This window comes from Leisingera sp. MMG026 (assembly GCF_021654205.1).
Taxonomy (GTDB): domain Bacteria; phylum Pseudomonadota; class Alphaproteobacteria; order Rhodobacterales; family Rhodobacteraceae; genus Leisingera.
Genome location: NZ_JAKFZM010000074.1, coordinates 1 through 12,289, shown reverse-complemented (window position 1 = coordinate 12,289; position 12,289 = coordinate 1). Strand labels below are relative to the sequence as shown.

The 12,289-nt window shown below is 60.9% G+C and carries 18 protein-coding genes; 9 read left to right on the top strand and 9 right to left on the bottom strand.

Features of this window, described 5'->3' with window-relative positions; genetic code table 11:
• Nucleotides 1–166: 166 nt before the first annotated feature.
• Nucleotides 167–580: a hypothetical protein gene (locus L1069_RS22520; protein ID WP_237457127.1), complete on the bottom strand. Its 414-nt coding sequence runs from the start codon at nucleotides 578–580 to the stop codon at nucleotides 167–169.
• A 94-nt stretch (nucleotides 581–674) separates the two neighbouring features.
• On the opposite strand from L1069_RS22520, the gene L1069_RS22515 reads away from it, so the two are divergent.
• The gene (locus L1069_RS22515) at nucleotides 675–1,424 is read left to right on the top strand and encodes a helix-turn-helix transcriptional regulator (protein ID WP_237457126.1); all 750 of its coding nucleotides are present in this window, start codon (nucleotides 675–677) and stop codon (nucleotides 1,422–1,424) included.
• Here L1069_RS22515 and L1069_RS22510 read toward each other — a convergent pair.
• From L1069_RS22510 to L1069_RS22485, 6 genes are all read right to left on the bottom strand, one after another.
• A complete protein-coding gene (locus L1069_RS22510) occupies nucleotides 1,401–2,087 on the bottom strand; it encodes a hypothetical protein (protein ID WP_129370545.1) in 687 nt (228 codons plus the stop codon). The genes L1069_RS22515 and L1069_RS22510 overlap by 24 nt on opposite strands.
• Before the next feature lie 240 nt (nucleotides 2,088–2,327).
• On the bottom strand, nucleotides 2,328–2,792 hold the full coding sequence (queF, locus tag L1069_RS22505) for a preQ(1) synthase (RefSeq protein WP_134829680.1): 465 nt from the start codon (nucleotides 2,790–2,792) through the stop codon (nucleotides 2,328–2,330).
• Nucleotides 2,793–2,808: 16 nt separating this feature from the next.
• Entirely contained in the window at nucleotides 2,809–3,519 is a 711-nt protein-coding gene (queE, locus tag L1069_RS22500) for a 7-carboxy-7-deazaguanine synthase QueE (RefSeq protein WP_237457125.1), read from the bottom strand.
• Nucleotides 3,516–3,869, bottom strand: a complete 354-nt coding sequence (queD, locus tag L1069_RS22495; protein WP_237457124.1) for a 6-carboxytetrahydropterin synthase QueD — start codon at nucleotides 3,867–3,869, stop codon at nucleotides 3,516–3,518. The genes queE and queD overlap by 4 nt, the downstream gene beginning before the upstream one ends.
• Nucleotides 3,869–4,570, bottom strand: a complete 702-nt coding sequence (gene queC, locus L1069_RS22490; RefSeq protein WP_237457123.1) for a 7-cyano-7-deazaguanine synthase QueC — start codon at nucleotides 4,568–4,570, stop codon at nucleotides 3,869–3,871. The genes queD and queC overlap by 1 nt, the downstream gene beginning before the upstream one ends.
• Nucleotides 4,571–4,745: 175 nt before the next feature.
• On the bottom strand, nucleotides 4,746–5,636 hold the full coding sequence (locus tag L1069_RS22485) for a LysR family transcriptional regulator (protein ID WP_237457122.1): 891 nt from the start codon (nucleotides 5,634–5,636) through the stop codon (nucleotides 4,746–4,748).
• A gap of 113 nt (nucleotides 5,637–5,749) precedes the next feature.
• On the opposite strand from L1069_RS22485, the gene L1069_RS22480 reads away from it, so the two are divergent.
• The 4 genes from L1069_RS22480 to L1069_RS22465 all read left to right on the top strand — a co-directional run bounded on the left by L1069_RS22480 (nucleotide 5,750) and on the right by L1069_RS22465 (nucleotide 8,337).
• Nucleotides 5,750–6,508 (top strand): class II aldolase and adducin N-terminal domain-containing protein, encoded by a 759-nt coding sequence (locus L1069_RS22480; protein WP_237457121.1) that lies wholly within the window; start codon nucleotides 5,750–5,752, stop codon nucleotides 6,506–6,508.
• 107 nt (nucleotides 6,509–6,615) lie between these two features.
• On the top strand, nucleotides 6,616–7,644 hold the full coding sequence (locus L1069_RS22475; RefSeq protein ID WP_237457120.1) for a fatty acid desaturase: 1,029 nt from the start codon (nucleotides 6,616–6,618) through the stop codon (nucleotides 7,642–7,644).
• Between the two features lie 34 nt (nucleotides 7,645–7,678).
• Nucleotides 7,679–7,990 (top strand): non-heme iron oxygenase ferredoxin subunit, encoded by a 312-nt coding sequence (locus tag L1069_RS22470; RefSeq protein ID WP_129370553.1) that lies wholly within the window; start codon nucleotides 7,679–7,681, stop codon nucleotides 7,988–7,990.
• A 158-nt stretch (nucleotides 7,991–8,148) separates the two neighbouring features.
• Nucleotides 8,149–8,337: a hypothetical protein gene (locus tag L1069_RS22465; RefSeq protein WP_134829685.1), complete on the top strand. Its 189-nt coding sequence runs from the start codon at nucleotides 8,149–8,151 to the stop codon at nucleotides 8,335–8,337.
• Here L1069_RS22465 and L1069_RS22460 read toward each other — a convergent pair.
• Nucleotides 8,334–9,134, bottom strand: a complete 801-nt coding sequence (locus L1069_RS22460) for an alpha/beta fold hydrolase (protein ID WP_237457119.1) — start codon at nucleotides 9,132–9,134, stop codon at nucleotides 8,334–8,336. The genes L1069_RS22465 and L1069_RS22460 overlap by 4 nt on opposite strands.
• Nucleotides 9,135–9,195: 61 nt before the next feature.
• Here L1069_RS22460 and L1069_RS22455 point away from each other — a divergent pair, with 61 nt between their 5' ends.
• From L1069_RS22455 to L1069_RS22440, 4 genes are all read left to right on the top strand, one after another.
• Nucleotides 9,196–9,561, top strand: coding sequence for a hypothetical protein (locus L1069_RS22455; protein WP_129370556.1), 366 nt, complete (start codon nucleotides 9,196–9,198; stop codon nucleotides 9,559–9,561).
• A gap of 66 nt (nucleotides 9,562–9,627) precedes the next feature.
• On the top strand, nucleotides 9,628–10,224 hold the full coding sequence (locus tag L1069_RS22450; RefSeq protein WP_129370557.1) for a TetR/AcrR family transcriptional regulator: 597 nt from the start codon (nucleotides 9,628–9,630) through the stop codon (nucleotides 10,222–10,224).
• A gap of 91 nt (nucleotides 10,225–10,315) precedes the next feature.
• Nucleotides 10,316–10,993 carry a PspA/IM30 family protein gene (locus tag L1069_RS22445; RefSeq protein ID WP_237457118.1) on the top strand — a complete coding sequence of 226 codons (678 nt, stop codon included), beginning with the start codon at nucleotides 10,316–10,318 and terminating at the stop codon, nucleotides 10,991–10,993.
• Between the two features lie 71 nt (nucleotides 10,994–11,064).
• The gene (locus L1069_RS22440) at nucleotides 11,065–11,352 is read left to right on the top strand and encodes a hypothetical protein (protein ID WP_129370559.1); all 288 of its coding nucleotides are present in this window, start codon (nucleotides 11,065–11,067) and stop codon (nucleotides 11,350–11,352) included.
• A gap of 65 nt (nucleotides 11,353–11,417) precedes the next feature.
• Here L1069_RS22440 and L1069_RS22435 read toward each other — a convergent pair whose 3' ends face one another.
• Entirely contained in the window at nucleotides 11,418–12,128 is a 711-nt protein-coding gene (locus L1069_RS22435; RefSeq protein WP_237457117.1) for a class I SAM-dependent methyltransferase, read from the bottom strand.
• Between the last annotated feature and the right edge of the window lie 161 nt (nucleotides 12,129–12,289).

Genomic DNA, 12,289 nt, shown 5'->3' with positions numbered 1-12,289 from the left:
CGCTCAACGACCCCGGGATCGACAGCAGCCCGCATTGCTTGCCGATAGACTGCTCAGAATTGGCAGGTTCGACCATTTTATGCCTCACCTGCCGGTCCACGGCCTGCACTTTCGTGACAAAAAATCGTTGGCAACTACCAACTCCCCGATCTTGGCGTGCAGTTCTTTAACCTGCTCTTCGCCGATCTCCGGGCCTTTCTTGATGCCCCTCCAGTAGCGCCCGCTTCCAGCCGTGGATCATCGTGGCTTTAACACCAAACTGGCTTGCCACCTCAGCGACAGTCCGTTCGCCGTTCAACGGCTGGTCGATCACAGCAGGAAAATGGGACCCGTAGTCACGCAGTAAGACCTGCGTGCTTTTGGGGGTCGGCAGAAAATCAAGGATCGACTGCGCCTGATGCGCATTGCCCTCGAAACTCAGCCGGAAGGTGCCGGGTGCGCCGTGCGGCGGGATGGCGCCTGTCGGGATAGCGTCCGGAAGGACGGCCTTGGCAAGATCTGAGGATGGTGCGCCAACGCTGACCCTTTCGCCTGTTTCCAGCGGCCGCCAGGAATGGTTTTCTGCGACCCGCGGGGTCATCCAGGGCATGTGCCGGTTTTCCAGGCCGCCGCCGAAATCAACGCGGGCACTGGATTGCCGTGCCGGTTGTTTTATGCAAGATGTTTCGTTAAATATGAAAGATCTTACGCATATGGCGCTTATTCACAAAAAAATCTCCGCGCTTTTGACGGATATGAACCTGTCCAACCGGCAGGCGGCGCTGAAATGCGGGATCCCCTATGGCACTTTCAACAGCGCGCTGAAGAACGAGCGTGAGATCGGCTGGAGCATGCTGGATGCGCTGGCGCGCGGGCTGGGAGTGTCGTTTCACTATTTCTCGTCGGACACTGCTGGTCTCGAGCTGCTGCCGGACCGCCGGGCGGAGGAGGCTGGACGCAAGGCATTTGAAATTCTCAATGCTCAGTTGCAATCGGCTGCCCGCTCCCGCCAGTACCGCGGCTGCGACGTGTCGCTGCAGGACTTCCTGGACTGGTGGTTTGCCAACAGCGGCCGCCTGGAAGGCTTTGACCAGCTGCAGCATCAGGTGGATTTGTTCAACCCGCCGGATGCGGAGAAGAACCGCATTCAGCCGATCAAGTCAGGTCCGGCCAGCCTGGCCTCGATTTGCTTTGAGGTGGCAAGCAGCGAGCAGCTGCGGAACACCCTGAACGGGTTCAGCGACAGGCTTAATTCTGATCTTGTACTGGCGCACAGCGAGGCGATCAGCCGCGGCGAGCCGGTGATCACCCATCCGTCGATCGACGTGAACCTGCTGAACGGGCGCCGCTTTACCCGGCAGTACCGGCGGGTTCTGGCACCGGTATATTTACCGGACGGCAAGCTGATGGTGGCCAACTTCTCACAGGATATCAAATTTGGCTAAATCGCTTTGCAGCATGTGTTCCATTTCCAGCCGGGATGCGCCGACAAACCACTCGGTGCTGCTGCGCACTTCCGGTTCCGGATCGCGCCATTTCTGCGCCCGCGGAATTGCCCGGCTGAAGCCGTAGACCAGGTCCAGCCGGGCCTGCATGTGGCGGTCGGGGATGAAGGCGTAGATCCAGTCCACATCCCATTTCTGGATCGCCAGGATTTGAAAGATCCGCATAAAAGGCTCTAGCCGTTCCGCCCGTTTGCCGCGGTGGCCGGGCAGAAAGTTCAGCTCTCCGATATAGGCCAGGCGGCCGCTGACCTCTCGCGCCAGCGGTTCTGCGACGCTTTCAACGCCGCCGCCTGCATCGTTGGGAAACTGATGCCGCGAGGTTCGCAGCAGAAACTCAGCCAGGGTTTCGCGGCCCAGATCCTGCAGCATGGAGGCAGCACCGCCGACATAGGTGTCGCCCTCCTTCAGGAACAGCCAAAAGGCCGAGTTCCGGGTGTGGTCGGCCCGTTCGATGGCAAAACCCGGCATCTGAAACCGGCGGCCGGTTTCGGCGGCGGCGTCGGGCACTTTCTCAAAATCCGTGAACATTTCGACCTGAAGGCCGGCCTGCGAAAGCGCGTTCAAATATCCCGAAAGCGTTTTGCCCAAATCCAGAAAGTTCATAAAGGTCCCCCGTCACAAAAAATATGTATCCGGATAGCCCGGATCGTCTCCTGACGCCGCCTCAGAGTGCAGGTTCACTAAAATCTTAACTACTTTTGCGGTAAATTGTTTGAAATTCAAACTGAACTCTCTGCCACGTGCATTCCGGTGGCCGCGAATGGGTATCGCTTGTTTTGAATAACAAAAAGCCCGGCAACTGCGCTGCCGGGCTGAACTGTGTCAAAGGTGCTTTGGGTTGTGTCAGCCGCGGCCGCGGTAGGGGGGCACGCCTTGGTCGGGGATCCAGACGCCTTCAGGCTTCGGGCCGGTTTGCCAGAACACATCAATCGGAATGCCGCCGCGCGGATACCAGTAGCCGCCGATGCGCAGCCATTGCGGCTGCAGGAAGTCCGCCAGCCGGCGGGCGATGGAGACCGTGCAATCCTCGTGAAAGGCGCCGTGATTGCGGAAGGAGGTCAGGAAAAGCTTCAGCGATTTGCTTTCCACCAGCCACTCACCGGGTACGTAGTCGATCACCAGATGGGCAAAATCCGGCTGGCCGGTCATCGGGCAAAGGGAGGTGAACTCCGGTGCGGTGAAGCGCACGTTATAGGCCGTGTCGGACTGCGGGTTCTGCACCCGCTCCAGTTCTGCCTGTTCCGGGCTGGCCGGCACCACGGTATCGCCGCCCAGCTGTTTCAGATTGCTGTAGATGCTGTCAGACATGTCAGGGTTCCTATGTTCAGACGCCGCGTTTGTTGCCCCAGACCAGCACATGCAGCTGGGGCAGGACGCGGGGGGTGAACCAGCGGTCGCCGGTTACTTTTTCAATCAGCCACAACAGCCGGTCTGTGGCTTGGTTCAGATCGACCGGCAGGGAGGGGTCAACTTCCGGATTGCCGGGCTGCAGATACAATGGCAGTCCGGGATGGCGCTCCGCGGCGGCCTTGGCCCAGGCGTAATCCTTGTCGTCAAAGATCACGATCTTCATTACCGTCTGGCCGCAGCCCTTGGCGGCTTCAAGGCATAGGTCAAAGGCTTTCCAATCCACTCTTTCACCGCTGGACGGCGGCTTGGGGCTGAGCACCAAAGTGTCAAGATCACCAAACCACGGCTTGCTGACGGACCCTTGGGTTTCGCAGGCAAAGCGGTAGCCTTCGGTCTTGCCGTATGCGATCACCGGGGCGAAGTCCTGGATCGCCGGATTGCCGCCCGAGATCGACACCGTCAATGGCTTGCCGCCGGACAGGCGGCGCACTTCGCCCATGACTTCCTCTGGCGTCATCACCGCCCAGTCGTGGCGGTTGGCGCTGTCCACCGCATGCATGCTGTCGCACCAGGAACAGCGGTAATCACAGCCGCCGGCGCGCACAAACACTGTGGGCTCCCCGATCAAAGCGCCTTCGCCTTGGATGGTGGGGCCGAAGATTTCGGCAATGCGCAGGGATGTCATGGCCGGTACTCCGCCCAGGTTTTGGGGGTTTCCGAGACTTTCACCGCAGCAACCTCAGGCCAGCGCGCATGGCACCAGTCATAGAAATGCCTGGCCATGTTTTCAGCCGTTGAATGCCCCTCCAGCACGTCGTTCAGATGCCGGTGGTCAAAGGTCCCGTCGATGTATTCCTTCAGCGGCTTCAGCTCATGATAGTCGCGCACAAAGCCATCCGCGTTCAGCTCCTTGGCCGCCAGTTCCACCACCACCACGTAGTTGTGCCCATGCAGCCGGGCGCATTGGTGGTCGGGCGGCAGATGGGTCAGCTGGTGCGAGGCGGAGAAATGGAACTCCTTGGTGATCCGGAACATCAGGCACCGTCCTTGGCGGCAATCGCCTGCTGCCAGAAATCGGGGTCGGCGTAATCCGTCGGATCCTCGGCACCGGCCAGATGAAATGCCTCGCGCCGTTCCACGCAGGTACCGCAGCGCCCGCAGTGCTTATCGCCGCCCTTGTAGCAGGACCATGTTTCGGCAAACGGTGTGTTGTGCTTGGCGCCGGCGGTGACAATGTCGGCCTTGGAGCGGTGCACAAACGGGGTGTAAAGCCGCACGTCGGCATAGCCATCCAACGCCGCCCGCTGCATCGCGTCAAAGGCCTCGGTGAAAGCCGGGCGGCAGTCCGGATAGATGAAGTGATCGCCGCCATGCACCGCCGTGGCCACGGCCTCATCGCCATTGGCGGCAGCGATGCCATAGGCGATGGTCAGCATGATGGCGTTGCGGTTCGGCACCACGGTAACCTTCATGGAGTCTTCTTCGTAATGGCCGTCCGGCACGTCGATATCATCGGTCAGGGCCGAGCCGGAAAGGGCTGCGCCGATACCGCGCATGTCGATGATGTCATGCGGCACGCCTAGCCGCACAGCGGCGGCGGCGGCATAGTCCAGTTCCTTCTTGTGGCGCTGGCCGTAATCAAAGGAGACAAGACGGGTCAGCTGATGTTCATCAGCAACCATATGGGCAAGCGAAACGGAATCCAGCCCGCCCGAGCAGATAACGATAGTCTTCATTTTTGTACCCTTGTTTTGGTGACCGGGTAGGCTGCGACCGGTGCGGCGCATATAGCTGTGCATGGCTTAACGCGCAAGAGGCGGGCGGATAGCGCACTTTTTGCAGGTGATGTTGGAGATTTTTGAAAATGTCTTTCGCGCCCTCCCAAGGTCAGGCGCGGGCCTCATGTTGGCGCTATACAGGAGGCAGTTCACCCTCCAGCCACTCCAGAAACGCCCGCGTCGCCGGAGTGCTGGCATGGCTGGGGGGCGGCATCAGGAAATAGTTCTCCAGCAATTCCGCTGAATGCCCGCTGGGTTTGACCAATTGGCCGCTTTCCAGCAGCCCGCCGGCCAGCGTGTCGTGCGACATGGAGATACCGGCGCCATTCACCGCCGCTGTCATGGCGATCACGTAGGTGGAGGCCAGATTGATCTCGTGATTGCGTTCAAACATGCGCCCTTGCGACTTGAACCACGCCCCCCAAGAGCCTGTCACACCGCCGCAATCCAGCAGGGTCCCGGTTTCGAAATCAACTTTTCCGTCCTGATAACCCGGCGCGCAGACAGGGTAGAACCGGTCCCGCGTCAGCCGGACGGCGGCGGCGGACATGTCGGCAGGACGGCCAAAACGGATCTCGGTGCCTGCATTGGCGGCATGACGTTCGGGATCCCAGATCGGGGTCACGATGTTCAGTACCAGCCAGGGGAACTTTTCGTACAGACGAGGCAGGCGGGGTGACAGCCAGAACACCGAAAAGGCCATATTGCACTGCAAAACCAAGTGCCGCCCCTGATCGCCGCCGGTGAAAGCCTGCGTTCCGGCTGCAATCAGGTCAAAGGCCTCGCGCACGATGGGCGTGTAACTGGCGCCGGCTTCGGAAAGCTCCAGCGCGCGGGTTTTGCGGATGAACAGCTCGCGGCCCAGAAAATTCTCCAGGCTGCGCACATGCTGGCTGATTGCCGATTGCGTCAGGTTCAGCTCTCCGGCGGCACGGGTGAAGGACAGATGCCGCGCGCTGGCCTCAAATGCGCGCAGCCAAGTGAGCGGGGGCAGCGAAGAAGAGGGTGAGACAGGAGAAGACACGGACGCACGACCTATGCATTAATTCAATTAATGCATTAGCGCTGAATCAATCATTTGTCAGCCGGCAATTCTGCTGGCACCACTTGTGCATCAACCCTTTCGGAGGCGTCAGAATGAACAAGCAAGCGGATCTCAGCCCGAACCTCACCCATTGGCAGGAGCGCGTCGATATGGCTGCTGCGTTCCGCTGGACGGCCAAGCTGGACATGCATGAGGCGGTGGCCAACCACTTCAGCCTGGCGGTGAGCGAGGACGGCAGCCAGTTCCTGATGAACCCCAATCAGGTGCATTTTGCCCGGGTCAAAGCCTCGGATCTGTTGCTGCTGGATGCCAATGACCCCAAGACGATGGACCGCCCCGATGCGCCGGACCCGACCGCTTGGGGGCTGCACGGCTCGATCCACCGCCTGTGTCCCCATGCGCGCTGCGTGATGCATGTGCATTCGATCCACGCCACGGTGCTGGCTTGCCTGGCCGACAGCACCCTGCCGCCGATCGACCAGAACACAGCGACCTTCTACAACCGCTATGTGATAGACAACGGCTTTGGCGGCTTGGCGTTTGACGACGAGGGCGCGCGCTGCGCGTCGATGCTGATCGACCCCAAGGTCAAGACCATGATCATGGGCAACCACGGGGTGCTGATCATTGGGGACAGTGCCGCGGACACCTTCAACCGGCTCTATTATTTCGAGCGTGCCGCAGAGACCTATATCCGGGCGCTGCAGACCGGCCAGAAACTGCGGGTGCTGAGCGATGAAATCGCCGAGAAAACTGCGCAGGAGCTGGAGGATTATCCCGACCAGGCCGAACGCCACCTGGCCGAGCTGAAAGCGATCCTCGACGACGAAGGCTCCAACTACGCCAGCTAAGGCAGGCCTCCCCATGCAGGCAATGAAGCCACGGGCAGTTCAGCGGACTGCCGGGAGGTTTGCTGCACCCGTCAGACACATCACTTCAGCCATCCAGAAGGTTACAGATGTCTGATTACATCCCCACAAATGCCGCGTCTTCCGGGGTGAAGCTCGACAAGAAAACGCTGAAATCCATCGCTGCCCGCTGCGATAAGCCCGGCCTGATCTATATCGCTCAATGGGTTGCTTTTCTGGCGGCCACCGGCGCGCTGGTCTGGGCCGCGCTCGGCACGCTCTGGGTCTGGCCCGCGATGCTGCTGCACGGCATCTTCCTGACCGTGCCGGCCTATTCCTTCAGCCATGAAACCGCGCACGGCACCGCTTTCCGCAGCCGCTGGCTGAACGAGGCAGTGCTGTGGGTCACCTCGTTCCTCTACATGGAGGAGCCGCTGCACCGCCGCTATACCCACACCAACCACCACACCCATACCTGGTGGGTGGGCAAAGACAGCCAGATGCCGTTCGACACGCCGATGGGCTTTGGCGGCTGGCTGGCCGAGATCAGCGGCTTTGCCCTGCTGCGCTTCCACATGCAGGTGTTCGTGTGTCTGGCAGCGGGCCGCTACACCGACACGATGAAGATGGTCACGCCCGAAGGCGAGTTTGCCAAGATGACCCGCAACGCGCGCATTATGCTGATGATCTATGCGCTGATCGCCGCAGCGCCGTTTTTTGGCATCTGGTGGGTGGTCTGGTTCCTGGTGATCCCGCGCGTTCTGGGGGCTCCCGTCATGCTGCTGTTCACCCTGATCCAGCACGTGGAGCTGCAGGAGAATTCGCCATCGATACTGGAGAGCACCCGGTCGTTCCGCAGCAACCGGCTGGCTGAATTCCTCTATATGAAGATGAACAGCCACGTCGAACATCATCTGTATCCGCAGGTGCCGTTCCACGCGCTGCCCAAACTGGCCGAGGCGTTGCAGGATCAGCTGCCGCAGCCGGATCCGGGCTTCTGCAAGACCAACCTTGAGGTGATGTCGGTGGTGCTGCGCCGCTCACTGGGGCGCCAGACCAAGGCCGTCAGCATCCGCCAGGCGCCGCATATGATCACCGGGGGCGGCCCGGTGGAGCGTGTCGCGCAGCGGACAATGTGAGTTAGGCCGGAAAATACCAATCAGGAGCCACAGCATGAGCCAATGGATAGACGCCTGCGCCACCGATGACATCGACGAGGAAGACCTGATCTCCTGGCAGCATGGCGGCAAATCATACGCGATCTACAACACCAAAAAGGGGTTCTTTGCCTCGGATCTGATCTGCACCCATGAAGAGCAGAGCCTGGAGGACGGGCTGGTGATTGATTGCGTCATCGAATGCCCGCTGCATGGCGGACGGTTTGATATCTGCACCGGCAAGGCGCTGTCGGCGCCGGTGCATAAAGATCTTAATACCTATCCTGTCAGGGTCGAGGGCGGCCGGGTGTTTGTGGAAACCGGCTGACAGCCTCCTCCCCCGGAGTGTCTGCTGCTGGCGGCCCTTCGGGGCCGCTTTTCCCCTCTTCTTTCACTGGCTTGCCATCTGATCCTGATCAAGGCGGGAGCACTCGCGAATCCCTATGCCTGATCTCAAAGAGACACGACAGGCTTAGGAGAGACCTCATGTTGCGCCTTGCATCCGTTCTATATTCGCTGATTGGTTCCAGCCTGGCAGGCGTCGGCGTCATCGCGGTTCTGGTCGCAGGGCTGGTGTCGACCCAGGCCATTCTGGCCTCGGCGGCCATTGGTGCGCTTGCCGGGTTGCCGGTGGCCTGGCTGGTGGCCAAACAGCTCTATGCCCGCGGCGCCTAGGCGTTCAGGAACACCCGCGCGGCGGCTTCGAACTCGCGCGGCTTTTCGGCGTGCAGCCAATGACCCGCACCGGGCAGTTTGGCAAAGCGGGCGGCGGGAAAGCGCGCACGGATCTCGTCGCGGTGTTCGGGCAGCACGTAGTCGGATTCAGCCCCGGACAGGAACAGCGCAGGCCCCTCCCACGCGGCATCCGTGTCAGGGAAGGACATGATGTCCGGCATCTGATCCGCCAGCGTGTCCAGGTTCAGTTTCCAGCGCTTGTTCGGAATATCCAGCGATTGGGTGAAAAAGCTTTGCAGCGCAGGTTCCACCCCTGCCTCGGCCAGTTGCGCCGCGGCCTCCGGGCGGCGCGTGACTGTCTCCAGGTCCACCGTGCGCATGGCGTGGATGTATTGAATCTGGGTATGGCCATAGGCAACCGGCGCGATGTCGGCAACCACCAGGCGGCGTACCGCATCAGGGTGGTTAAGAGCCAGCGTCATTGCCGCCTTGCCGCCCATTGAATGTCCGATCACATCCATCCGTCCGCCATGCGCGGCAATCACTTCGGCCAGGTCTTCGGCCAGTTCAGGATAGCTGTGGCTTTCGGTCCGCGGGCTGTCGCCGTGGTTGCGCATGTCCGCCGCAACCACCAGCCGTTCATCCGACAGGCGTTTGGCAATAACACCCCAGTTCCGGGCCGAGCCGTAAAGACCGTGGGCAATCAGCAGCGGGGTTTTGTTTGTGGCAGTGCCATGTGTGATCGTGTTCAGCATAAGCTTTAGATACCCGCGCAGGCAAAGGCTTGCCACCCCCATTGAGACAGCCGCAGGCGCAGGTTAGGGTGGCGGTGAACAGCAGCCGAGGGAGAGTGCCGGAATGGCCGCCAGCCTGGACCAGGATATCGAGGACATCCGTACGTTGCTGAAGGAGCGCGAACAGGCCTCCGGCGATCTGGCCGCGGCATTGAAGCGGGCGCGCCGCCGCCTGCCGCGCCGGGTCTATAAACAGGGCATGAAACTCGCCGATGCGCTGCCGATGCTGGAACACCCCAAGCTGCGGCCGACTGTTGACGAAAAACCGCTGCGCGGCGCCGCACGCGAAGTGAAGGCGCATTTGCAGAAAATCGACCTGGCCGACCGGCGCAAGGGCTTTTGGCTGGGGGTGCTGGGCAGTGCGGCGTTTTCCCTTCTGGTGGTGCTGATCCTGCTGGTCGTTGTGTTGCGCTGGCGCGGTCTGATCTGATTTCCCGCTTTACCCCGCCGCTGCCTTCGGTATTTTGAACGTGGTTCAAGATGAGGGCAGGGTGCCATGGCAGGCAAAGTAGAAGCGCGCAAGGCGGCGCTGCGGGAAAAACTGGTGGAAGCGGCAGAGATCCGCATTGCCCGTGACGGGGCAGGGGCGTTGCGCGCCCGTGATCTGGCGCAGGATGCGGGCTGTGCGCTGGGGGCGATCTACAACGCATTCGACGATTTGAACGCCATCATCATGGCGGTGAACGGCCGCACCTTCCGCAGGCTTGGGGCCGCTGTCAGGGCATCGGTGGAACACGCCGCCGCGGAGCCGCCCGCCAGCCGCCTGATCCTGATGAGCAACGCCTACCTGCACTTTGCCATCGCGAACACCAACCTGTGGCGGGCGCTGTTTGATTTGCAGATGACCGCAGAGGGGCCGGTGCCCGGCTGGTATCTGGAGGCGCTGGAAGGGCTCTTTGCCAATATCGCCCGGCCAGTGGGGGAGCTGTTCCCGGGGATGGGCGCAGAGGAGACCGGCCTGATGGTGCGGGCGCTGTTTTCTTCTGTTCATGGCATTGTGCTGCTGGGGCTGGAGCGGCGTATTTCGGGGGTGCCGCCCCATCAGATCGAAACGATGATTGCCCAGGTGCTTAATCAAATCGGCAGTAAATGAATTTTTGAACGTCGTTCAAAATAGTTCTTGAACAACGTTCATGATTGTGCGATCACTCTTCCTGTGAACGATGTTCAAGATGGAGGAAGAGATGTTCGCCACTCTGAAGACCCTGATCACCGGTGCCAATGCCCGGGCCGAGGAACAGCTGCGGGAGACCTATTCGATCGAGCTGATCACCCAGAAGATCCGCGAGGCCGAAGGCAATCTGAAGGCGGCCAAGCTGACCTTGGCCAGCCTGATCCAACGCCAGCGCGCTGAGTTGCGCCAGATCGAGACCCTGCAAACCCGTGTGCACGACCTGATGGCCCGGGCCGGCGAAGCGCTGGAAGGCGGGCGCGAGGATCTGGCGCAAAGCGCAGCCCAGGCAGTAGCCGAGATGGAGAACGAGCTGACAGTCCGCCGCCAGACCCTGGACCGGCTGGACACAAGGATCTTGCAGTTGCGCCAGTCGGTGGAAACCGCCAGCCGCCGCATCACCGACCTGAAGCAGGGCGCCATTGCCGCCCGTGCCACCCGGCGCGAACAGGACATCCAGCGCCGCCTGCGCCGCCACACCGGCGGTGACAGCCCGGCTGAGGAGGCCGAGGCGCTGATCAGCGAAGTCCTGCAGCGCGATGACCCGTTTGAGCAGGGCGAGATCCTGCGTGAAATCGACGGCGAGCTGAGCAGCAGCTCCATCGCCGATGATCTGGCGGACGCCGGTTTCGGCCCCCGCAGCCGCAGCACCGCCGCCGATGTGCTGAACCGGCTGAAAGCCAAAGACTGACCGGGCACAGCCCAGGCACCTCCCGGGCCGCCGGGCAACCTCAAGAAATTTTTGAATACTGGAGCAAAGACATGTTTACCGACAGCACTGACAACAAACTGATTATCCTGCTGAACGTCGCCGGCGTCGCCATCGCCTATGCGATGCTGGGGGTGTCGCTGTGGCTTTCCACCGAAGTACCGCTTGCCACCAAAGGCTATTGGGGCATGGGCGTGCTCTTGCTGACGCTCAGCTTGATCAACGTGGTGAAGTACCGGTTCGATCATCGCTCCAGCGAAGACCGCATTCGCAAGATCGAAGATGCCCGCAACGAAAAGCTGCTGGAAGACGCGCTTTTGGACGCGAAACAGGATCTTTGATCCGTATTAAGTGAACAGGCCCGGCGCCCGCCATTTATTGGCGGGCGTTTGCCGTGCCGCCGTTTTCAGCCAGCCGGCTTTTGCCACTCCATCAGGTAGAGATAGGGAGCCCGGTTGTAGCTGTCCGCCCGCTCGCCGCCCGTCGCCATGGGTTCGTCAAAATGGGTCAGCTGCAGCCCTGCGTTCAGCAATGCCTGCATGTAGAACGCCTGCGGCCGGTGCCAGTTCTTTATCCGCATCCCATTCCATTCGCCCCAATGGTGGTGTTCTTCGAAATAGCGGTCGATGCACATATTCGCCGCGCCGTCCTGATCACGTGTCCAGCCTCCGCCTTTGGATTGCGAGGCTGTGATCCAGCTGTTGAGGTTGGCAATCAGCAGATGACCTCCCGGCGCCAGCACCCGCGTCATCTCGGCGATTGCACGTTTCGTGTCTGGAATGTCGATCAGTGTCAAATAGCTGACTACGATGTCGAAACTGGCGTCTGCAAATGGCAGAGCTTCTGCAGTACCTTTTACAAACCTCTGATCAGACAGGGCTTCCGCATGCCGGAGGAGGGCATCTGTCGGATCCAACCCGGTTACGTTTCCTGCGAAGGGCGCGAGCATCCGGCAAAACCGGCCCTCGCCGCACCCCACGTCGAGAATGCGCGGGCTTGGCCGGAGACGCACACGGTTCAGGATCGGGTGATCCAGAACATGTTGCCGGCTGAAGTCGCCGCTTACCCCCATCAGTGTGATCCAGGCGTCAGCAGAGGCCTGCCATCCATTGTCCATCACAGGCTCTCCCATACTGCATACGCGTAAGGGGAGTAGTGGTGGCTGACAGACGTGCCGTCAATAAGAAACGCCGCGGTATTTGAGCCGCGGCGTTTGGTTTTTTATGTTCTTCAGTCTCTTACAGGTTCGGGTACAGCGGGAATCTGGCACAGAGATCC

Coding starts and splice junctions, on each gene's coding strand:
- L1069_RS22465 (WP_134829685.1), top strand. CDS start 8,149: ATGTTGCGCCTTGCATCCGTTCTATATTCGCTGATTGGTTCCAGCCTG.
- queF (WP_134829680.1), bottom strand. CDS start 2,792: ATGTCTGACAGCATCTACAGCAATCTGAAACAGCTGGGCGGCGATACC.
- L1069_RS22515 (WP_237457126.1), top strand. CDS start 675: ATGAAAGATCTTACGCATATGGCGCTTATTCACAAAAAAATCTCCGCG.
- L1069_RS22475 (WP_237457120.1), top strand. CDS start 6,616: ATGTCTGATTACATCCCCACAAATGCCGCGTCTTCCGGGGTGAAGCTC.
- L1069_RS22460 (WP_237457119.1), bottom strand. CDS start 9,134: ATGGGGGTGGCAAGCCTTTGCCTGCGCGGGTATCTAAAGCTTATGCTG.
- L1069_RS22440 (WP_129370559.1), top strand. CDS start 11,065: ATGTTTACCGACAGCACTGACAACAAACTGATTATCCTGCTGAACGTC.
- L1069_RS22450 (WP_129370557.1), top strand. CDS start 9,628: ATGGCAGGCAAAGTAGAAGCGCGCAAGGCGGCGCTGCGGGAAAAACTG.
- L1069_RS22480 (WP_237457121.1), top strand. CDS start 5,750: ATGAACAAGCAAGCGGATCTCAGCCCGAACCTCACCCATTGGCAGGAG.
- L1069_RS22435 (WP_237457117.1), bottom strand. CDS start 12,128: ATGGACAATGGATGGCAGGCCTCTGCTGACGCCTGGATCACACTGATG.
- queD (WP_237457124.1), bottom strand. CDS start 3,869: ATGTTCCGGATCACCAAGGAGTTCCATTTCTCCGCCTCGCACCAGCTG.
- queE (WP_237457125.1), bottom strand. CDS start 3,519: ATGACATCCCTGCGCATTGCCGAAATCTTCGGCCCCACCATCCAAGGC.
- L1069_RS22510 (WP_129370545.1), bottom strand. CDS start 2,087: ATGAACTTTCTGGATTTGGGCAAAACGCTTTCGGGATATTTGAACGCG.
- L1069_RS22470 (WP_129370553.1), top strand. CDS start 7,679: ATGAGCCAATGGATAGACGCCTGCGCCACCGATGACATCGACGAGGAA.
- L1069_RS22520 (WP_237457127.1), bottom strand. CDS start 580: ATGACCCCGCGGGTCGCAGAAAACCATTCCTGGCGGCCGCTGGAAACA.
- queC (WP_237457123.1), bottom strand. CDS start 4,570: ATGAAGACTATCGTTATCTGCTCGGGCGGGCTGGATTCCGTTTCGCTT.
- L1069_RS22455 (WP_129370556.1), top strand. CDS start 9,196: ATGGCCGCCAGCCTGGACCAGGATATCGAGGACATCCGTACGTTGCTG.
- L1069_RS22445 (WP_237457118.1), top strand. CDS start 10,316: ATGTTCGCCACTCTGAAGACCCTGATCACCGGTGCCAATGCCCGGGCC.